This is a genomic window from Enterocloster sp. (assembly GCF_057861365.1).
Genome location: NZ_DBMACH010000007.1, coordinates 150807 through 171400, shown reverse-complemented (window position 1 = coordinate 171400; position 20594 = coordinate 150807). Strand labels below are relative to the sequence as shown.

Here is a 20594-nt window from a genome sequence, read left to right as displayed (position 1 = left end):
ATTCAGAAATGCGCTTCATGTGGATACACGAAGGAGCAGTGTGATTATGTGTTTGAAGAATTAAAGAGCATGAAAATAGTAGACACAAAGCCTGAATCAGCCTACATTTCCGATTTATACCAGACATATGGGGAACTGTCATTTCATTGCGAAGAAGTGGATACAAACTTTCACTTTGAACCGGAATGTCAGAAAGTAGATTTTTGCAAAATATGTGAATTCTCGAAAGATTTTTGTAATTGTCAGCTTAACGCGGAACTGCAGGTGCTGCGTTATATGTTTCATAATCCGACTGTTTCAATGATACGAAAAAATGTATTTCACATGCAGGTTTGCATCATTTTAGAACAGATGGGGCACATAAGAGGGTATGTATTACCGGTTGGAGAACAATTATATAAAGCGTTCAAAGATGCCAGGAAGCGTACCTCTGCTTCATTCCTATATGACAAAGAAAAGTTGCTGGATCATATATTAAATGGAAATCGGGGAATACTGCCAGAGCAACATGCCTTGGCAGCCAGGAAAATTCTGCGGAGTTTACTGGATGCCATTTTAATAGAGAATGAGGTGTGTTCGGCAAAAAGGTATGAGGATTGTCTGAAGAAACTTCGTGCTGCACCTGCTTACCAAGGACGCGAGCGACAGCAGTTCTTTGAAGATATCTGTATATATGATGAAATTCCTTATCTGTTTTTTGCGTCAGTAGCGGTAGAATTTGGTCAGAAAGATGATAAACAGATATGTCCTGAAGGAGCACACTCTGCTCATAAAAAGAAAATATTGGTTCCTACATACAGCGACAGGCCGGCTTTATCACTGGAGGAACTGATGAGTCAGGCGAGCATGAGTGCAGGTTTTTTAGGGCATGAAGCGAAGGAAGAAGAGAAAACTTCGGGACTGAATTGCCTGGAAAATTCTAGTAAGCCCGTTCCAGACACTCAAAAAAATAATCATAAATTGCCGTTGGATTCGATAAAAAATGATCCACAGGCACATATGGAAATCCGAGAAAAGTGGGCATTGCCCGGCGAAAAAGTTCCATTCCTGTTACCGAAAACAGCAGAAAATGTGCCGAAAAATGTAGAGTATATGCTTGATTTTTTACCAGGTTCTGACCGTATAAGTCAGACATCAGAGAGTGGGACAGAAGCAGGATCGGATAAAAATACAGCACAAAATGAGGAATCTCAAAAGGTTTCAATGGCATTTATGATAGATGAAGGCGCGCTGATTGTGGAAGACGGGGATGTGATAGACATACACAGCGAGGACTTTTTGCCGTTTTGCGCCGTAGTATCTTTGGAAGAATGGCTGACTATAGATTATGCGAAACGCTGGAAGCAGGAAGGGCTATTCATAACGGTTGCGTCACGAAGATGTGCCTATTTTCTGAACAAAAAGATGATCAAACCACTTGTGTTCGAGTATCTATTTCATGTGATCCGGCGGCCAATTTATACATATTCAGTGTATCTTGTGTGGCGTATCCTTTCTATGAATGATCTTGGAAATATTCGTCCAAAAGCAAAAATTTATTCATTGTCGTCTCTTTATAATGCTGTTCAGGGGACAGACCAGTTGCAGCCAATGGCAGATATAGTGAAAGAAACTGCTCCCGATAACAGTAATGTGTATTCCGTGACAGCACTATATAAGCGCTATGTGACAAGCAAAGAACCTTTGCTGTTATCGGAAGATATAAGAAAGCTGTACCGACATTATGTGAATGTAGAATATGCTTTTGGCACATCACGCGAATGTCACAATGGAGATTTTTTGTGCCGGAAGACATTCCTGTCATGCGAGTTTTCGCCATTTGATTTGAATGAAAAGAAGAAGGATCAGATCTTTATGTGTTACGAAATTTCTCCGGATTTGATTCCAGAAAATGCACCGTCAGATCTACTTCTGGCAACGAGATATACCATTGTGCAGGCCTTAACAGAACCGATTTTTATACGTTCTAATGCAATGTTGGTGGCGCTGGACGCAAGCAGTTTTTCGTTGATAGTAGATACCAGAAACCGTCATATCATTGATGAAATGGATCAGATATTAATGAGCCGGTATGCGCATTTGCTGTCTGAAAGTGGGTGCAGGATGCCAGTGATAAAACGATACTGGATTTGAAAGATATGGGGCGGATTTTGTGCCATGTGCGTGGCATAACCCAGGTGAGAAACGCAGCGGCCTGTGCATGGCATAACTATGTTGTGCCATGTACAACAGAAGAAACTGTGCCATGCACATGGAGCTTATACAGTAAGAAAAACCTATAGAATGCCTGAAATAATGTTTTTGAACCCATAAAAAGGCATACATAAAAAGGATATTTTTAGAGCTGAAAAACCCAGAAGCCAGGCACCATGAAATATGTATGAGAAAAAATTAGAAATAAATGAGAGTAGATGAGGTGGTACATGTTACATCTTAGAATGATTTACGATGAGATTTTAAAAAATAGTGTATTTGCAAGTTCCAGGCCCGGCCGAACAGATGCAAGGGTGATTTTAATTCTGGCCCTGCTCTTAAAATATAAGCGCCTCAGGCGGGAGATGATCCTATTCCTGATTCAGCATATTGATCCGTGTATCCAGGAAGCTGGAAGCATGGGGCAGCGGACGGTCAAAACATGTATTGAACGGGGCTGGATAAAAATGCAGGAACAAGGAGGAGCGCGGGAGAAAGGACTGTATTCCATTACCCAGGCTGGGAAGAAGCACCTTTACGAATTGATAAACGAATATTTCCATGGAGATCAAAATATGGTTTCGGTCCTGGATGCATATGCTACAGGCAGGACAAATATGGAATTATCCCCGCATAAGGAAGCAGAGATCGCAGCGGCGCTGAAAATGGTACTCTCTGATTATAGAGAGAAATGGACGCAGCTGGAGTTTGAAGTTCCGTATTCAGTTGAAATGATGCGGGAGTATAGCGGCCAGGCGAAGAAGCGTGGAGATATCTTTGCAGATCTAAAATTGTCATACCGATGCACGGATCACTTAGAAGAACGTCCACTTTGTATAGAGATTGATATGGGAACAGAGCGGGTAAGTACGCATGGTGGATTACTTTTTAAATGCAATGCGTATGCACAGGTAAACCGCCGGATGCGGCAAATCTCCCTGCATCAGGCAATCAATGTGGTGTTTGTTTTCAGCAATGATCCTGCGGATGATCTTCAGCAGACAGATCTTTTAAAATTTGAATCCATAAAACGTTATCAACAGCCGCTGCTGCCATTTCTGTCCTTTATCTGCAGGCAACAGGATCCAGATGCTTCTGTAACTTTGAAAAAAATGGAACAGGCCCTGGGAAAGGTAAAAGAATGTGATGCGTTTGGCTATGAAAAGAAACAGTTTTATCGAGATGCAGAATTCTTTTTGCATGTTTTAAAGGAGCAGTGCAGTAATCAGGAGCAGGCCGAAGAGAAAGAAATCCTAGCTTGTATGACAGAAATATCGGATTTCTGCAGAAATCATTTGGAAACATCCAGAACAGAATACAGCAGGCAGTATGCTCTGAAAAAGAGAATGGATCTGTTTGAACAGATCAGAAAGAATAATTCGTATGCGTTGGAGGGGTTGAGGAATGGAATGAGCCTCTCCTGCAATTCCCATCAGGATTTTGAACAGGAAATTCCATTTTTATTCCCGGAGCTATACTTCCGGGATCAGTTTGGAGTCTTTCTTTATCATTTGGGTATTACCAGGGAAAATGTAAAGGTTTCATCCGTGTATGCCATTCCGCTGTTTGAAGAACAGGACGTTGCAGAAATTGGTACAGTTTACCGATGCGTATTTATGGTTGGTGAGCTTACGGTCCTGATTGAAAATTTGAGTTCCGATATGGGCGGCCTTATCCGGGCAAGGGATTATGTACGGCTCCCGCCGGCCGCCAGAGAGAATACCATTATGATCATGCTGATGAATGACAGGGAGGAACTGGCTGACGGGAGCTATCTGAAAGAAGGAACTTTATATAACCAGTGGGGCAGTGAGGAGCACATCACGGATCAGGCAGCCATGGGTATGGCCTTACTTGCAAAAAAGGTGGCACCGACAATGACAGCATTCGGCACCGGTTATGCTTTTGAGTCTGTTCCGTTTCTGATGAACTCTACACAGGATTATATCATGCTTCATTACTCAGAATTTCTTCAGGCACTTCAGAGACCGGTGCGGCCCTGGATACGAATGGACCTGTATGTGAAGGAACAGAACAAGGTGCCATATATTCCATTCCTTATATACCGTACAGGAGAACATCAGGAAGAGGAAACATACAAAGTTCCATTTCATAAAGAAAAGCAGTATACGCCGGTTGACTGGAGGGGGTTATGCAATGATTAGAAAGACTGTTGCCATGTCGTTGATCCTGGCAGCAGGTATCTGTGTTTATCAGGGATCGTCTTCTTATATAGAGGCGCGCATGGAACAGGAGCATTTGAAACAGGCAGCATTTCCCGGAAATGAAGGAAACCTATCAGAAGAGGAGGGGCGTAAGGGGAATGGAGCAACCAGGGAAGAAACGGTGCTTTATACTTCACCGATAGATTTTGAAGTCTTAAAGAGTATCAACCCGGATATTGTTGGCTGGATACAGATTCCTGGGACAGCTATCGATTATCCCATTTGCTGGCGGGCCGATGATAACGAATATTATATGACGCATTCGGCAGAGGGCAATAAGCGGGAATTTGGTGCCATTATGCTAGATGGATCCAATTCCTCTGCGGCAGAGGATCATCTAGTTGTACTTTATGGACACCATATGCGCAATGGGACGATGTTTAAAGATATCGTCCGGTATACGGATGCGGATTATTTGAATGACCACAAATCAATTTATTTATATTTCCCAGACAGGGAAGAGCGATACAGCGTGATCAGAACCATTGTTTGCTCAGCAAAAAGTTTTGATCCTTCGCAAATGGTGAAAGAAGAGCTGCTTTTCAAAGAATGGTGTCGCAATTCATGGAATGGATTGCCGGAAGAGACAATTCAAAAGAAAATGCTTGCACTGGTGACTTGCAGTTATGGAAGCAGGGATGAAAGGACAATTTGCTTTGCGATGATCGAAAAATGAAGGACAGGAGGTGATGCTCCTGCGTGTTAGAGGTAGGAGACGGTTATGAAAAAACGGATATTCGGACGAATGATAAAAAAATTAAAGTGGCTTGTGATAATCAGTGTGGTGCTTGTTGCATTAGGAACGGTTGGAATTGGTATTGCATCGGTATACCACATGAAATATGCACTGAAGAGTCTGTTCAATATGGAGTTCAACACGGGAAGTGATTTCTGGGCTTATGGAGATATTTCATCCTATAATAAGATCGGGGAACGGGCAGTTGCGATAGCGCGGTCACGTTTGAATTGGTCTTACAGCCAGGCAAAGAGAACCCTGGAGGGATCCTGGGACTGTTCTTCCATGGTTGCACGCTGCTATCAGGAGGCCGGCTTTGATTTAAAAGGTATTATGGGATCTGGGTGGTGCATGACAACCGTTGGTTGGAAAAATTTTGCGACCAAAAACAGACAATTCATCGAAGAAGCGGATCTTCAGCCTGGAGATGTAATCTGGTATGGTAAGTCATCGGGAAACCATATGATGATGTATGCTGGGAACGGTCAGGTGATACATGCAAAAGGAGCTAAATACGGGACGGTCTTTGAACCATTAGTAAATACCGGATACCGGTCCGCAAGACAGGTTTATTTTTTCCGGCCTTATCTAAATTTACTTGATGAAAGTATCGATGATTCCTCAGATGATGCTTTATTTACGGATTCCTCCGGGTATGGGCCTGATAATGGGATCGTCATGCAGGTGCCTGGAGGAACGGTTTGGACCGGCTGGACGGTATTTGAGTCCGGAAGGGAACGGTTTAACCTGGCTGGAAGTGATGGTGGATATGCATATGGCTGCTACCAGTTCGATATTGGATATTCACTGGTAGATTTCCTGAAATTTTGCATTTCCTATAATCAGGCGCATTATGGACAGTTCCAGCAGTTTATTGATATGTCTTCGATTGAAAGCGGATACCGCAAGGAAACAGACACAAAGCCGAGCATGATAAATCCGCCGTTATATTCTAACCGCGCTTCCCTGATCAATGCATGGCACGCCGCTTACATGAACTATCCGGATGAATTTGCAGGGCTACAGAGCCGGACCGCCTATGAGACTTATTATTTGCCAGCGCAGCGCGGACTTCTATCCAATTATGGCATCAATATAAAAGAATACAGCCCGGCCCTTCGAGGTACCATTTGGTCCCTGGCCATCCGAAATGGAGCAACGGTGAGTAAGGATAATACAAAGAATGGTTTACGATCTGCAACAAGTACATATTATCCCGGGATTGATGAGAGGGAATGGCTTACCAAAATATATGAGGCAGAGGCGAGACGGCACCCGTCCCAGAGAAACCGCTGGGGAACGGAGCAGATAGCAGCCTGCTTTGCATTTATGAATGGAGCCACGCACCTCGGTGGCCTGGATGGAAACTATGACGGGGCATTTATTGGCTCACTCAATACGAGCGCGGCAGCAGGTGGTGTTTCCAATGCCATGATGTTAAATGCCATCAAAAACGATGTGGTTTTAACTGAGAGCGATTACCGGATTTTAAAGATAAATCGGGATACGCTTCTGTACCTGCTACAGAAAGTATATGACTATGAGACTCAGTACCTGCTGCAGCGCTCTATTACCGTATACGGATTACGGGAGTATCAGATCGAGCATGAAGATGAAGAGGGAAGCTGGTACGAAGATGCTGAGGCATATGTGAGCAAACAGATACTGGTCAGCAATGAAGATACGGAATGTATGCTCCGGTTGGACTGGCAGATGCTCTATATGTATTCTATTCTGGCATCCATGGGAAGAGAAGGCCGCGGGGAGACAGAGGGAGTATGGGACTGGGAGATCACGGTAAAAGATGTGGATGTGGCATTTGATCAAATCGCGATGAAATATGATTATGCTTTTAATGTGATGACAGACGAAAAATCCGAATATGATTTTGCAACCTGCCAGAGTCTGCCGCATAAAACGGAAATTTACGGAGACCCGGACACAACAAGCGGAAGATATACCTGGTATTATCCGAACAGCCTGCTTCGCAGCGCCTCTTCCGGCTATTCTGACCTGGCATATACGTATTCTGGAGATGAGATAAACGGGATTGTTGAAACATACCAGAATGAACGTTATGAGGGGATACCGACTGCACTTACGCGGTATTATAATTTTGACCGGTTTCATACGCTTGCAAAGTATATGCCAGGAGGGTACGAGGCTCTGAAACGTTATGAAGCGTACAATCAAAAGGCAATGACTGGGAATCCCATTATATACAGTGGAAATTTTGATATGAGCATGGGTGACTGGAAATCAGTTTCTAAATAATAATTAGTCATGAGTAAACGGCAACAGTACCGGGATTGTAAACAAATAATAGGGAAAACTGAGTATGATAATTTAACCAGGCGCAGAATTTTATTACAGGGTAATGTTTTGTACCCTGGTTTTATTTGCAGCAGAAACAGTGTTAAGAGCATATATAGTCAATGGGTAACAAAAGAGTTTGGGATGATGTATAAAATTTTAATGAGAAAAATTAGATGTTTTGCACAAAATGAAAAAGAAAGATCGAAAAAAATTGACATACTTATGACATGGTAGTAATATGTAGTCATGGACGTTCGTAAATAAAAATAGCGTTCCTATATAGGAACGAACGAGGGGAGATGGATATAGATTGATTAAAAAAGATAATAACTTTGTAACTTAATCTGTTGTTTAACATTCTGGTCGGAAACTGCAAACAAAAATATGGAAAACACATTTATTACTGTTGTGTCATCGTTGCACGGTGGGAGGAAATTTCTATGGGAGATTCAAGCAATAAAAGTGAAAACATATGGAAAAAAGGAGTAGCGCATGTTATTGATCTGCTATCTTCTTTGTTTCTTCCTTTTATTAATCTCATGGTTTCTGTGGGAATATTAAAAGGTATTTTGGTACTTATGGTTGCAAATGGGATAGTTACAGATGGAACAGCAACTTATGATATTCTGAATGCCATGAGCGACGCGTTCTTTTATTTTATTCCGCTGTTCTTAGCTTATACTGCAGCAAAAAAATTTGATGTAGAACCGTTCTCGGCAATTTTAGTTGCGTGTATTCTTTTACACCCCAGTATGACTACAGTTATGGCAACAGAGGGAACAGCCACCTTCTTTGGAATTCCTCTGAAAACTGTGACTTACTCTGCTTCTGTAATTCCCATTCTTCTGGCTATTTACTGTATGAGTTTTGTTCAGAAGTTCTGTTATAAGGTAATACCGGAAACGTTTCGATATTTGTTTACGCCTCCGGTTTGCGTGATTGTGATTGTTCCTGTTACGCTTCTTGTATTTGGACCGCTTGGAAGTTTTGTTGGCGGCTGGTTGGCAAAAGGATATGAGTGGATTTATAATTAAAGTCCCATGGTAGCCGGTATGTTTATTGGTGCTTTACAGCCGTTTATGGTTATTTTGGGGCTTCACTGGGGACTGTTCCCAATTGCACTAAACAATGTAGCGGTATATGGTTATGACACAATTATGGCATTGTTCGGCGGGGCCATTTTTGCTCAGGGAGGCGCAGCTCTCGCAGTGGCAGTCAAAGCCAAGGACGCAACGTTCAAATCTCAGGCATTATCTGCGTCATTAACTGCTTTGCTTGGCATTACAGAGCCGGCCATGTTTGGTGTAAACCTTAGACTGAAAAAGCCAATGGCATGTGCATGTGTGGCTGGCGGCATCGGAAGTGCCGTAGCCGGATTTTTCGGATGCCGGGCCGTTTCATTTGCATTGCCTGCACTCACGACATTGTCGGTATTTATGAGTCATGCCTTTGTTCCGTTTTTAATTTCACTGGTGGTTGCTTTTGGGTTAGCATTTGTATTTACAATGATGGTAGCAATTCCTGATTTAAATAACAATGAAAAGGAGATCTAACTATGAAGAAGATTGATGCACATGCACACATTTTTGAGCGTATTGCAAGTTTTGGGAAATGCGGCGAGTTAAGACCAATTGGAAACGGTGTATGTCGATGGGCCAATGGCGATGAAATGGCTATCATACCGAAAGGATACGGAGATAAAGAATTTATGGCCGAAACATTGCTGAAGATTATGGATGAAGAAGATGTCGAAAAAGCAATTCTTTTGCAGGGAAGCCTCTACGGATTTCAGAACGAATATGCTATGGAAACAGCAGAAAAATATCCGGATCGTTTTAAGGCTGCTGTAACACTGGATGCTTTCTGCAAGGAGGCAGATTCCATTCTTAATCATTTCATCGATGATCTGCATGCAAAAGTATTTAAATTTGAGGTAAGCGTTGGTGGTGGTATGATGGGATATCACAAGAATTTTATTATTGACGGTGAACCTTTTGGGAAAATTTTTGAAAAAATCTCAAAAGTAGAGAAGGCAACGTTGGTTCTTGATATTGGCAGTCCTTTCATGGAAAGCTGCCAAGTAGAGGCTGTAGACCGTCTGGCGCAGAAATATCCTGATTTAAATATCGTGGTATGCCATTTACTGGCGCCAAGAAGAGAGGATGGAGCAGCTTTGAAAAAAGCTTTGCCTTATTTGAAACACAAAAATGTATGGATTGACTTATCAGCACTACCATGGAATGTAAGTCCGGAGGCATATCCGTATCCAACTGCATTAAAGTTTATCAGCATGGCAAAGGAAGTTCTTGGAACCGAAAAAATTATCTGGGGTACCGATTCACCATGTGTTATGACAAAGTTCAAATACGCAGATTTATATAATTTTATTATTGAATCCGATGTATTTACAGAAAAAGAATTAGAAATGGTATTCTATCAGAATGCTGTTGAAGCTTATTATTTAGGTTAATCATTCATCTTATATGGTTGATATTTGACTGATATGCTGCAGACCATCTTTGGAAAAAATTGTTTTCGTAAAAGACGGTCTGCAGCAATTCTTACTATTCTGCAGAGTGGTTATATTAAAAGATCCGTTCATTCTGTTCCAAAAGTTTTTCAAAACGTGGTTTGGCAGAAAGAAGAATCTGTTCGATTTGCGTCTGCTTTTCTGGTGTGAAACGAAAAGTTGGTACGCTGACACTGATGGAAGCAGCTGGTTTTCCATTGTGGAACAGTGGGGTGGAAATACAGGAGATGTCTGGATGAGTTTCTCCACGTTCAATAGCTATGGAGGTAGCGCGGACAGTAAGAATCTGTTTGTATAATTCATCCAGATTTTTAACTGTATTTGGTGTAAACGGAATCAAAGGATTGGGGAAGAGAACTTCCAGATCCTCTTTTGTACATTCGCATAACAGAGATTTTCCAAGGCTGGTGCAGTATGCAGGAAGGCGTTTCCCGATAGAAGATGACAGGCGGATTGGTTCTGGGGAATCGACTTTCGCAAGATAGAGAACCTCAGAATGGTCAAGAATGCCGAGCTGACAAATCTCGGAGCACTGATTGACAATGGACTTCATTTCTTCCTGAAACCGTTCAAATATATTATGTGTTTCCATATAAGCAACGCCGGTCAGATAGGCATTTAAACCAATACTGTACTTTTGAGTCACCTCATTGTAAGAAGCAAAATTCTGGTTAGCCATAGTATGTATAATAGTAAACAGACTACTCTTTGGTGCAGAAAGTTGTTGGGAAAGCTCTGCAAGGGTCATTCCGTCCGGTGTGTTTGATAATGCTAACAATATAGATAACACACGTACTGTTGAGCGGTGCTCGTCTTTGGTCATGGCAAATTCCTTTCTATAAATAATACTTATATAGGCGTTTGCGAAACGCCACAAACCGCATAAATACGGCATATTTTGTTACCTATAGGATAAAGGTGGATAACTTTGGCTTAATCACAGATTTGAGTTTCGCAACACCTAAATAATACTTATATTATACTATAGAACTATAATGTGCAAGATAGATATCTGTCAAGAATAAGGAGGTAGGAAATTATGCGAAATGCAATGCTGATCAATGAAAAAGATAATGTCATTGTAGCAATTGAACCGCTTTCGAAAGGAACGAATGCGGTGTATCAGGTGAATGGAAGATCAGAGGAGATAAAAGTGCTGGAGGATATTCCTATGTATCACAAAATTGCCAGAGTTCCGATAAAAGCCGGAAGCGAAATTATCAAATATGGCGAGTACATTGGAGAAGCAGCTTGTGATATTCCGGCCGGATCGTATGTGCATACACATAACGTTTTAAGTATCAGAGAAAAGAAAGTAGATTGAGGAGGGATTTTTATGAATTTTTGGGGCTATAAAAGACCAGATGGCAAGGTAGGGATTAGAAATCATATATTGATTTTGCCGGCAAGTATCTGTGCATCAGATACTACAAGGATTATTGCTTCTCAGGTAGAAGGAGCCATTACCTTTAATAATCAGAATGGCTGTTCTCAGGTACCGCCGGATATGAAGCTGACAATGGATGTTCTGGCAGGATATGCTGCAAATCCAAATATTTACGGAACCGTTGTTGTTTCACTGGGATGTGAAGGATGCCAGATGGATTTGGTAGTAGAAGCAATTCGTGAAAGAACCAACAAGCCGTTGAAAACCCTGATCATTCAGGAAGAAGGCGGTACAATCAAAACGGTTGAAAAGGGAGTTCGTTACGCACAGGAAATGGTAGCAGAGGCTGGACTTTTAAGAAGGGAAGAATTCCCTATCTCCGAGCTGATTTTAGGAACAAACTGTGGCGGCAGTGACCCATCATCCGGACTAGGTTCAAATCCGCTTGTTGGTGAGTTGAGCGATCGCTTTGTGGAAATGGGCGCAACATCGGTGCTTTGTGAAACGACAGAATTTCTGGGAGCGGAACATATTCTGGCAAGGCGTGCTGCCAATAAAGAAGTACATGATAAAATTTACAAAATTGTGTATGACTATGAGGAATCATTAAAAAGAATCGGGCAGGAGATCCGGAACGGAAATCCGTCACCAGGAAATATTGCGGGAGGTCTTACAACACTGGAAGAAAAATCACTGGGTTGCATTCATAAAGGTGGAAAAAGTACGATCAATGCTGTATACGATTATGCAGAGCAGCTGAAAACAGGTGAAGGTTTGATCATCATGGACACGCCAAGTAATGATGCGGCATCTGTAGCTGGATTGATTGCAGGAGGATGCCAGCTTGTTGTGTTTACAACTGGTCTTGGAACACCAACTGGAAATGCAGTAGCACCGGTTATGAAAATTACAGCAAATAAGAAAACTTATAAAACGATGCAGGACAATCTTGACTTCGATGCTAGCCATGTGATTTATGGACCGGAAACCATGGAAGAAATTACAGATCAATTTATGCGGGATGTGATTGACATTTGCAATGGAAGGCTGGTAAAAGCTGAGGCACTTGGATACATTGAAACAGCAATTTCCCGTGCCTGCAACTATATGTGATGATCAAAAAATATAGAACTAGGAGAAAGACAGATGAGAGCAGAATATATTTGTCCGGTACTGACTGCATTTGATGAAAACGGAAAAGTTGATATGGAGGCAATGAAAAGGCAATTTGATCACCTTATAGAAGGCGGATTGAACGGAATAGCGATCATGGGTAGTTCTGGAGAATTTTATGCGATGACATTGGAAGAGGCAATGGCATTTGCCAGAGATTCTATCGCATATTTAAAGGGCAAAATTCCAGTTGTGCGCCCAGCTAAGGGTGTGTAGTCAAGCCGGTGGGAATCCGGTTTATCCAAGGTTTAGCCAACCAGATAATAGCGAGTCTTGGGACGATGTCGGTAACGGCATCTGACAAGCGTAGACAGCAAGAAAGCAGGGTTGAATAGTGATTGAGCTTCGAAACGTTAACTTCAGTTGGTCGACGTCTTAACTGGTGCGGAAGACAATATCATATAATGCGATATGGCGAGTGTTATGTGGCACTGCGGAGTCAGAGAACCAATCATGTTTTATATTGTGAATACACATCAACTGGGGAGAACCTGCCGTTTCTCGAAAAAGAGTATGAAGTCACAACTGAAAACGGAGGACTTCAAATGAATGGCAGGTAGTCGGACAATCTCATAGTACTGTAGAAATCAGGTAATGCCGATGGAGGGAAGGGGATTGCATAGTAAAGGTCTTACTGAGGACACATTATCCGTACTCAGGGACGGAGGAAATAATGGAAACGAAATTAGTAAGAATAGCTGAGATATCGGTAAAATCAAAACATCCTATATTTACATCAGTGTACCACTTGATAAATGAAGATATGCTAAAGCAATGTCATAAGAAATTAGATGGGAGCAAAGCAGTCGGAATCGACAAGGTAACCAAAGATGAGTATGGGAAGAACCTTGACAGAAATATCAAGGATTTAGTACAAAGGCTGAAAAACAAATCCTTTAAGCCACTTCCATCGCTGAGGGTATACATTCCTAAAGCAAATGGAAAGAAAAGACCATTAGGGATAGCTTCTTATGAGGATAAGATTGTACAAATGGCAGTGAAGAAAATATTGGGTGCTATTTATGAGCCAAGATTCCTAAACTGTATGTATGGATTCAGACCGAACAGAGGTTGTCACGAAGCGATAAAAGAGGTATATCAACGGATAAGTTATGGGAAAATCAGCTATATCGTAGATGCTGACATCAAAGGGTTCTTTGACCATATCGACCATGAGTGGATGATGAAGTTTCTCGAATGGAACATACAGGATAAGAACTTACTGTGGCTGATACGTAAATATCTTAAAGCAGGAATAATGGAACAAGGTAAATTTGAACCAACAGAGGAAGGTTCGGCACAAGGCTCCGTAATGAGTCCGATGCTTGCGAATATATACATGCATCATGTGTTGACGCTGTGGTTCAAACTTGTAGTGAAGAAGGAAATGCAGGGAGAGTGTTTTCTTGTCAACTTTGCGGATGATTTTGTTGCAGGATTTCAACATAAGTCAGAAGCTGAAAGATACTATAAAGAGTTAAAAGAACGAATGGAAAAGTTTAGTCTGGAACTTGAGAGTAGTAAAAGCAGATTGATTGAATTTGGAAGATTTGCAGAGCAGAGTTGCAGGGCAAGAGGGGAACATAAACCGGAAACATTTGACTTTCTGGGATTTACTTTCTACTGCAGCAAAAATCGAAAAGGAGGTTTCGCACCAAAAGTACAGACTTCAAGAAAGAAGTTTGAGCAAAAGGTCAGAGCCTATAAGAACTGGATTTATGATAATCGAAATCGACCGATGCGAGAGATAATCAAGGAATTGAATGTGAAGCTAATCGGACACTATCGGTACTATGGTGTTACATGGAATTTCCGAAAGATAACAACATTTTTACATAGGGTTCAGCAGTTTCTGTTTAAAGCCATGAATCGGAGAGGTTGTAGACGGGCATACACATGGAATGGATTTGTGGAAATGCTCAAGTATTATCCATTAGCAAAGCCTAAAACGTACTATTGCTTATATTAAAGTGAATGTTACTATGAGGAGCCGTATGCGGGAAAACCGCACGTACGGATCTGTGAGGGGCTAAGATTGAGAGGTCTTAGTCTACTCGACTACATAGGAACAGGTCGGTTGATTGCAGATGAGACAATCCAGTTCTCTAATTATGTATTGGATCAGGGCGCAACTGCGGTTATGATTGTCGGACCATATTATATAGGAACAGATGATGCCGGAGTAGAAGAGTATTATGATTATGTAGCCGAACGAATTAATGGTAATATCATTCTTTATAATTTTCCGGATAGAACAGGATTTGATTTGTCCGTAAATGTAATTTTGCAGCTGCTTAAAAAGCATAAAAACATTATTGGATTAAAAGATACGTTCGGTGCTCCGTCTCATACAAGGACATTGATCGGTAGGATCAAACCGGAATATCCGGAGTTTAGAATTTATTCGGGCTATGATGATAATTTTGCACATGTAGTCAGCAGTGGCGGGGATGGCTGTATTGCAGCATTATCTAATGTTTTCCCTAAACTTTGTTCTGAATGGGTAGATGCGGTTGAACATGATAACATGGAAAAAAGCGCACAGATCCAGCAGACGATAGATGCATTAATGGATTTTTATGCTATTTCCACTCCGTTCATGCCGGCCATGAAATATGGGTTGTCCGTAATCGGTATTCCGTTTCCGCTTACATGTAAACGACCAGCGCTTGAGGTAACAGAAAATCAGAAGCAAATGGTCGATGGGATGTTGAAAGAAATTATATCTAAAATTCAGAAATAAAGAAATGGTTATCTCTGAGTCTTTTTAGAAGAACTTTTTTAGGCTGATTAAGTAACTGGGCATGCTTTAGCTTAGTTCAACTTTTTCAGCCTAAAACAGTTTAAAATGAATAAAGCCGGTGCAGGATTTGATATCCAGTACTGGCTTTATTCATTTTGAAGAGGTGCGGTGTAGAAGTTAATTATCAATGTAATCGCAAGAAAAAAGCAAGAATCTAAGCATGGAGTTTTTTTAGATAATGTTATGATAAATATATTGGGTAGAAGGAGAAATCTACCTAATTGATTGGGAATACATTGGTTTAAACTATGCGGCGAATGATATTGGATGTATTTTATGTCGTTATGATTGGTCGGATGAGCAGATAGAGAGATACCTAAAGGCTTTTGTTGGTAGAACGTTAACGGAAGATGAACATCGGTATTATATTGCATTTATCCCTATTTCGGCGTTTTATTGGTTCTGCTGGGGGATTTATAAAGGTAGCGTTGGTGATGATGACAGTTTTTTCTTCTTACCATCTTACAGAAATTTGGTGAGATTTATTGACTTCGCATTGGAAAGTTATGGAGAAAAGGAATAATGGTCACAGCAATAATTCTTGCGGGTGGAGTTGGCTCTCGTGTGGGTACAGGGCGTCCGAAGCAATTTATTGAAGTACTTGGAAAACCAGTTTTGGCATACACAATTGAAATTTTTCAGAATAATCCTCAGATAGACGCAATAGAGGTTGTTTGCCATAAGAAATGGAAAGAGTATCTTATGGGAATGATCGAACAATATGGTCTGAACAAAGTAAAGTGGATTGCAGATGGCGGAGATACTTTTCAAGATTCTGTAATGAGCGGTATCAATAATTTAAAGGATACAATCAAGCCTGATGATTATGTTATGATTCAATATGGGGCTGCACCGTTTACATCGGATAAAATTGTCAATGATGTGATCCGTGTGATGAAAGATAAAGGATCAGCTATTACAGCTACGCCATGTTATCAGTTGTTAGGAAGTAATGACGAAAATGCTACTAGCAAGACATGGGGTGATAGGGATAAATATATTCAGATTGCATGTCCTTATGGGTTCAGATTTGATTATCTTCTGAATGTGTACGAGAGGGCAAAAAAGAAAGGATTAATTGAGAAGGTCGAACCGCATACAACTTCTTTGATGTATGCTCTTGGAGATAGATTGTATCAGGCGTATGGAGATCAGACAAATATTAAAATTACAACAAAAGAGGATCTTGCGTTGTTTGAGGGTTACGTACTATTGCAACAAAGAAAAATGAAGCTATGAAATTGATTTGATGAAATCAATTTACATAAAAGTAATGAGAAAAGAGTGTTATTAGAAAAATACAAGTGATTCGTATTGTAAAAAGCTATACATAGTGGTACACTGTAAGAAACAGGAGGTGCATACTATGGCAACAAAAACTGCAAATGTAACAGCCCGAATTCAACCGAATATAAAAGAGCAAGCAGAGGCGATCCTTGAGAGACTTGGAATCCCTGTATCTGTATTCATAGATATGACATACAGGCAGGTCATTATGCGTGATGGAGTACCGTTTTCACTTGATATTCCAGATAAGCTTGCTACAAGAGATTCTATAACACAAGCTGAATTTAATACTATGATGCAGACCGGACTTGCACAGGCAAAGAGGAATGATTCTCTATCTGTTGATGAGGCTTTTAATCAATTAAAGGTGGAGATATAGTACATGGATGAATATGAGGTAAGGGTAACAAGGCAGGCATTGGAGCAGATGAAAGAGATAATGCATTATATTTCAAATGATCTGATGGTACCGGACGCAGCGGATAATCTGCTTGATAAGATAAAGGCAGAGATTATGAAGTTGTCGTGTTTTCCGAAAAAACATGCCTTGATTGATGAAGAACCTTGGAGGACGGAGGGAATGCGTAAGATTGTCGTTAAGAATTTTCTGATTTATTATTGGGTTGATGACGAAAACAGCAGAGTTCAAGTAACAGCAGTTATCTATAGCAGACGCGATCAAATTAGGCAGCTTGCCAATATGGATATGGAATAGCAGCCTAACTTGTCAGGGGATTGGTGAACTACATCGGCAATTCGAAAAAAGCGTGGCATCTGCATTGTAGATACTGTGATCTACAATGCAGATGCAGTAGGAGTTTATAATATTTTGAGAAAGTATCATGCCGTATCCGGCAAAGAAATTGATATGCCCGTAACCGGGTTGAGCAGTACAAAAACAATAAAAGCAGCTGTGTAACCCATCTGGGTAGCAGTATGGGTGTCATGGACGCACCTCTGAAGCTACGGAGCTATGCTTCGTAATCAGATGCTCGGTAATTCAATTGCCGATGTAGTTCACGATATAGCAGAACAAAATGTTCAATGATGGTAATTAATAGCAGGAAGATCACGATTGCTTTCCTCTACATCCATTGCAAATGTTTCGTTTAGTTTCTGCTGGATGGCGATATATGTTTTAAAATCCTCTTCACTGAAGCTGCTTAGATTCTGATAGCTTCGCTGGTAACAACATTTTTCAAAATGGTCATGGTCCCTAAATATCTTCTCACCGTCTTCTGTGAGGTACAGCTGGTATTCACGGTTGTTTTCTTTATTCCTTTTCTGAGTGATCAGTTCTTTTTTCCTAAGTTTCCTTATTAATTGAGAGCAGGCACTGGGAGTTTTTTTGAAGATTGCGGCAATTTCGTTGGCAGTGATTCCTGGGCGGTGTCCAACCTGATGGATGATCTGAGATTCGGCCTGATAAAGGGTGGCAGATCCATAGTTATGAGGAACGGAATCATAGTCTATGATAAGGCGGCAGCTTTCGTCTAATTCATCTAACATTTTACAATATAATTCATAGCGTTCATCTATATGCTGATTATCCATAAGAATATAAGTTCCTTTTCTAATTTTTTATTTCTTACTTCATAATTATAAAGGAGGAGTGGGGGTAAAGTCAATTAAACAGTGCCCATATTTTTGTTTATTTCGCATTATGTACCTTGTAATTCGTGTTGAAATTTGTTACAGTTATAGTGTAGCAGCTTAAATATTAAGCAATATGATCATACAGAGGAGGTATTTGTTATGGCAAGATTGGCAGTAGGAGAAAAAATGCTGGATTTTACAGCAGCAGGTGCATTTGGACCAGAAGAGGCATTAAGCAGCCGTGTAGGAAAAGGAAAGACAGCAATCGTATTTCTCAGGTACTATGGATGTACATTGTGTCAGTATGATATCCATACTTATGCAGAACATTACCAGGAGATTGTAGGAGATACTGGTAAGCTTTTTGTAGTATTGCAATCGACGCCGGAAAGCATTAAGAAGCAGATGACACGGGAAACACTTCCTTTTGAGATCATCTGTGACCCGGAAGGAAAACTTTACAAAGAATTTGAAATCAACCCGGCAAAAGATAAGGAAGAGCTTGGTGGTGGAAATGTAGTAGCTAAGGTAACGGAAGCAAGAAAGCTATTTTCCCATGGAGATTATGAAGGAGAGGAACTGCAACTTCCAGCTGCATTTGTTGTAAAGTCTGATCTGACCATTACTTATGCAAAATATGGAAAAGATGGGGCAGATGTACCGACTCCACAGGAGTTAGAACAGCTTCTTAAATAATAATGGTGACTAAAAAATAAAGGGCAGATGATGCAGAAAAATGTGCATTATCTGCCTTTACTATGTAAAAAGAAAAGAAATCTAAAAATGACGATGTAAATATTTTATAAAAAATCTAAAATATATCTTGATTTATTGAATAAAATGTACTATATATAAAGTACATTAAAAATTAAGCAGCTTAATAATTTAGTACATACAAGAAAAGTGGAATACTATTATAGACGTATGATAGTATCCCAAAGCTACAGTCCATCTGTGCCTGTCAGGAGAAGGGAGGTACAGACGAAAAAAAGGAGAGAAATATGGCAGAGTGTAAAGGGAGTTCAACAAAACAATTAAAGCAGTGTCTTGGTTTTTGGGATTTAATGGGAGCATCAGTTGGACAGATCATCGGTGCAGGTATTATGACGCTGTTAGGAGCAGCAATAGCCATGACTGGTCGTTCTGTACCAGTAGCATTTTTGATCGCAGCTGTGATCACGATATGCCAGTATGCACCGCTCGTATTTATAGCTGGCACCGTCCGTCTTAGGGGGGGGGGCAATATACAATGATCACTATGCTTACCGGTAAGAAATACGCGGGAGCATACAGTCTTATTTTTACATTTTCAAACTTAAGTCTTTCCATGTATGCATTATCATTTGCAAGTTATTTTATCTCTTTATTTGGTTTTGGTAATGAACGTGTAGTTGCATTGGTAGTGCTGACTATTTTCTTTATTCTTAACTGCCTTGGAATTGATAAATTTGCAAAAGTGCAGAATCTGATCGTAGGATGTTTGGTAATTGCGTTAGCTGCTTTTGCTGCCTTTGGTGTAGGAGAAGTAAAACCTGGATATATGGCAGCAGATTCCTGGATGACTGGCGGCATGATGGGGCTTTTCCAGGCTGGAGGACTTTTAACCTTTGCAGTAGGTGGCGCAAACTGTATTGTAAATCTTTCAGCAGAGGCAAAGAAGCCAACCAGAGATATTCCGATGGTTATGATCATTTCTACCCTTTGTGTAGCTGTTATCTATGGTATCGTAGCTGTTGTTGCAGCAGGCGTTCTTCCTGTAGAGCAGGTAGCAGGCGAGAATCTGTCAATTGTAGCAAAAGAGATCCTTTCGGGCCCTGTTTACGTATTCTTTATGTTTTGCGGTGCTGGATTTGCGCTGATTTCTACCTTAAACTCCCAGTTTGCTTGGGCGCCAAAGCCTATCATGCAGGCATGTGATGATGGATGGCTTCCTCATAACCTTGCAAAACTTTCAAAATGGAATACTCCGGTCGTTCTTTTAGGCATTCTCTATGTGATCGGTGTTGTATGTATCCTTACCGGATTAAGCGTTTCTATTTTAGGAAATATGTGTCTGGTTGCTAATGGTGTTATTACATTTATGATCAACTGCTCTGTATTTAAACTCCCGTCTGTTGTTTCAGAAGCATGGGATAAATCCAGATTCCGTTGTAGCAAGAGTGTGCTTATGCTGATAACTGTACTTGGTTCAGTAGCATCTGCTTTTAATATTTATCTGAATGCCAGCAGACTTTCCCATAATTTACTGCTGATCAATGTTGTTGTGATTGTAGTAGCATTTGTTTTTGGTACAGTACGTGAGAAAAAGGCAACTGTAGAGGTGAGTTACGAAGAGGCATAAAAAATAG

General features: G+C 40.8%; 18 protein-coding genes and 1 pseudogene. 17 read left to right on the top strand and 2 right to left on the bottom strand.

Annotation, left to right across the window (positions count from 1 at the left end):
- The first annotated feature begins 48 nt into the window (after positions 1-48).
- From ACZM6M_RS09840 to ACZM6M_RS09815, 6 genes and pseudogenes are all read left to right on the top strand, one after another.
- A complete protein-coding gene (locus ACZM6M_RS09840; protein WP_489490289.1) occupies positions 49-2133 on the top strand; it encodes a hypothetical protein in 2085 nt (694 codons plus the stop codon).
- A 290-nt stretch (positions 2134-2423) separates the two neighbouring features.
- Positions 2424-4358: a hypothetical protein gene (locus ACZM6M_RS09835; RefSeq protein WP_489490287.1), complete on the top strand. Its 1935-nt coding sequence runs from the start codon at positions 2424-2426 to the stop codon at positions 4356-4358.
- Complete coding sequence (locus ACZM6M_RS09830) at positions 4351-5094, top strand: class B sortase (RefSeq protein WP_278495028.1); 744 nt, start codon at positions 4351-4353, stop codon at positions 5092-5094. The genes ACZM6M_RS09835 and ACZM6M_RS09830 overlap by 8 nt, the downstream gene beginning before the upstream one ends.
- 45 nt (positions 5095-5139) lie before the next feature.
- Positions 5140-7428 (top strand): C40 family peptidase, encoded by a 2289-nt coding sequence (locus tag ACZM6M_RS09825; protein ID WP_489490285.1) that lies wholly within the window; start codon positions 5140-5142, stop codon positions 7426-7428.
- Between the two features lie 482 nt (positions 7429-7910).
- A pseudogene (locus ACZM6M_RS09820) lies at positions 7911-9023 on the top strand (PTS transporter subunit EIIC).
- Between the two features lie 2 nt (positions 9024-9025).
- Positions 9026-9940, top strand: coding sequence for an amidohydrolase family protein (locus ACZM6M_RS09815; protein ID WP_489490284.1), 915 nt, complete (start codon positions 9026-9028; stop codon positions 9938-9940).
- 115 nt (positions 9941-10055) lie between these two features.
- Here the strand turns inward: ACZM6M_RS09815 and ACZM6M_RS09810 are convergent, their stop codons facing one another.
- On the bottom strand, positions 10056-10895 hold the full coding sequence (locus ACZM6M_RS09810) for an IclR family transcriptional regulator (RefSeq protein WP_118741319.1): 840 nt from the start codon (positions 10893-10895) through the stop codon (positions 10056-10058).
- A 144-nt stretch (positions 10896-11039) separates the two neighbouring features.
- Between ACZM6M_RS09810 and ACZM6M_RS09805 the strand changes: the two genes are divergently transcribed.
- The 8 genes from ACZM6M_RS09805 (at position 11040) to ACZM6M_RS09770 (ending at position 17365) form a co-directional block, all read left to right on the top strand.
- Positions 11040-11324 carry a UxaA family hydrolase gene (locus ACZM6M_RS09805; RefSeq protein ID WP_118585074.1) on the top strand — a complete coding sequence of 95 codons (285 nt, stop codon included), beginning with the start codon at positions 11040-11042 and terminating at the stop codon, positions 11322-11324.
- A 12-nt stretch (positions 11325-11336) separates the two neighbouring features.
- A complete protein-coding gene (locus tag ACZM6M_RS09800; protein WP_118696936.1) occupies positions 11337-12500 on the top strand; it encodes a UxaA family hydrolase in 1164 nt (387 codons plus the stop codon).
- Between the two features lie 33 nt (positions 12501-12533).
- The gene (locus ACZM6M_RS09795; protein WP_118741322.1) at positions 12534-12776 is read left to right on the top strand and encodes a dihydrodipicolinate synthase family protein; all 243 of its coding nucleotides are present in this window, start codon (positions 12534-12536) and stop codon (positions 12774-12776) included.
- Between the two features lie 457 nt (positions 12777-13233).
- Positions 13234-14529 (top strand): group II intron reverse transcriptase/maturase, encoded by a 1296-nt coding sequence (gene ltrA / locus ACZM6M_RS09790; RefSeq protein ID WP_489490282.1) that lies wholly within the window; start codon positions 13234-13236, stop codon positions 14527-14529.
- Between the two features lie 66 nt (positions 14530-14595).
- Positions 14596-15303 (top strand): dihydrodipicolinate synthase family protein, encoded by a 708-nt coding sequence (locus tag ACZM6M_RS09785; RefSeq protein WP_489490281.1) that lies wholly within the window; start codon positions 14596-14598, stop codon positions 15301-15303.
- A gap of 582 nt (positions 15304-15885) precedes the next feature.
- Positions 15886-16602, top strand: coding sequence for an IspD/TarI family cytidylyltransferase (locus tag ACZM6M_RS09780; RefSeq protein WP_489490280.1), 717 nt, complete (start codon positions 15886-15888; stop codon positions 16600-16602).
- A 127-nt stretch (positions 16603-16729) separates the two neighbouring features.
- The gene (locus ACZM6M_RS09775) at positions 16730-17029 is read left to right on the top strand and encodes a type II toxin-antitoxin system RelB/DinJ family antitoxin (protein ID WP_118585082.1); all 300 of its coding nucleotides are present in this window, start codon (positions 16730-16732) and stop codon (positions 17027-17029) included.
- A 3-nt stretch (positions 17030-17032) separates the two neighbouring features.
- A complete protein-coding gene (locus ACZM6M_RS09770; RefSeq protein WP_118585084.1) occupies positions 17033-17365 on the top strand; it encodes a type II toxin-antitoxin system RelE/ParE family toxin in 333 nt (110 codons plus the stop codon).
- A 326-nt stretch (positions 17366-17691) separates the two neighbouring features.
- On the opposite strand, the gene ACZM6M_RS09765 is transcribed toward ACZM6M_RS09770, so the two are convergent.
- A complete protein-coding gene (locus tag ACZM6M_RS09765) occupies positions 17692-18204 on the bottom strand; it encodes a MarR family winged helix-turn-helix transcriptional regulator (protein ID WP_182433841.1) in 513 nt (170 codons plus the stop codon).
- A 201-nt stretch (positions 18205-18405) separates the two neighbouring features.
- Between ACZM6M_RS09765 and ACZM6M_RS09760 the strand changes: the two genes are divergently transcribed.
- The 3 genes from ACZM6M_RS09760 (at position 18406) to ACZM6M_RS09750 (ending at position 20587) form a co-directional block, all read left to right on the top strand.
- A complete protein-coding gene (locus ACZM6M_RS09760; RefSeq protein ID WP_118585086.1) occupies positions 18406-18942 on the top strand; it encodes a peroxiredoxin-like family protein in 537 nt (178 codons plus the stop codon).
- Positions 18943-19247: 305 nt separating this feature from the next.
- Complete coding sequence (locus ACZM6M_RS09755; protein WP_489490279.1) at positions 19248-19499, top strand: hypothetical protein; 252 nt, start codon at positions 19248-19250, stop codon at positions 19497-19499.
- Positions 19496-20587 (top strand): APC family permease, encoded by a 1092-nt coding sequence (locus tag ACZM6M_RS09750; protein ID WP_489490278.1) that lies wholly within the window; start codon positions 19496-19498, stop codon positions 20585-20587. The genes ACZM6M_RS09755 and ACZM6M_RS09750 overlap by 4 nt, the downstream gene beginning before the upstream one ends.
- Positions 20588-20594 lie beyond the last annotated feature (7 nt).

Coding starts and splice junctions, on each gene's coding strand:
- ACZM6M_RS09835 (WP_489490287.1), top strand. CDS start 2,424: ATGTTACATCTTAGAATGATTTACGATGAGATTTTAAAAAATAGTGTA.
- ACZM6M_RS09830 (WP_278495028.1), top strand. CDS start 4,351: ATGATTAGAAAGACTGTTGCCATGTCGTTGATCCTGGCAGCAGGTATC.
- ACZM6M_RS09825 (WP_489490285.1), top strand. CDS start 5,140: ATGAAAAAACGGATATTCGGACGAATGATAAAAAAATTAAAGTGGCTT.
- ACZM6M_RS09815 (WP_489490284.1), top strand. CDS start 9,026: ATGAAGAAGATTGATGCACATGCACACATTTTTGAGCGTATTGCAAGT.
- ACZM6M_RS09810 (WP_118741319.1), bottom strand. CDS start 10,895: ATGCCGTATTTATGCGGTTTGTGGCGTTTCGCAAACGCCTATATAAGT.
- ACZM6M_RS09805 (WP_118585074.1), top strand. CDS start 11,040: ATGCGAAATGCAATGCTGATCAATGAAAAAGATAATGTCATTGTAGCA.
- ACZM6M_RS09800 (WP_118696936.1), top strand. CDS start 11,337: ATGAATTTTTGGGGCTATAAAAGACCAGATGGCAAGGTAGGGATTAGA.
- ACZM6M_RS09795 (WP_118741322.1), top strand. CDS start 12,534: ATGAGAGCAGAATATATTTGTCCGGTACTGACTGCATTTGATGAAAAC.
- ltrA (WP_489490282.1), top strand. CDS start 13,234: ATGGAAACGAAATTAGTAAGAATAGCTGAGATATCGGTAAAATCAAAA.
- ACZM6M_RS09780 (WP_489490280.1), top strand. CDS start 15,886: ATGGTCACAGCAATAATTCTTGCGGGTGGAGTTGGCTCTCGTGTGGGT.
- ACZM6M_RS09775 (WP_118585082.1), top strand. CDS start 16,730: ATGGCAACAAAAACTGCAAATGTAACAGCCCGAATTCAACCGAATATA.
- ACZM6M_RS09770 (WP_118585084.1), top strand. CDS start 17,033: ATGGATGAATATGAGGTAAGGGTAACAAGGCAGGCATTGGAGCAGATG.
- ACZM6M_RS09765 (WP_182433841.1), bottom strand. CDS start 18,204: ATGGATAATCAGCATATAGATGAACGCTATGAATTATATTGTAAAATG.
- ACZM6M_RS09760 (WP_118585086.1), top strand. CDS start 18,406: ATGGCAAGATTGGCAGTAGGAGAAAAAATGCTGGATTTTACAGCAGCA.
- ACZM6M_RS09755 (WP_489490279.1), top strand. CDS start 19,248: ATGGCAGAGTGTAAAGGGAGTTCAACAAAACAATTAAAGCAGTGTCTT.
- ACZM6M_RS09750 (WP_489490278.1), top strand. CDS start 19,496: ATGATCACTATGCTTACCGGTAAGAAATACGCGGGAGCATACAGTCTT.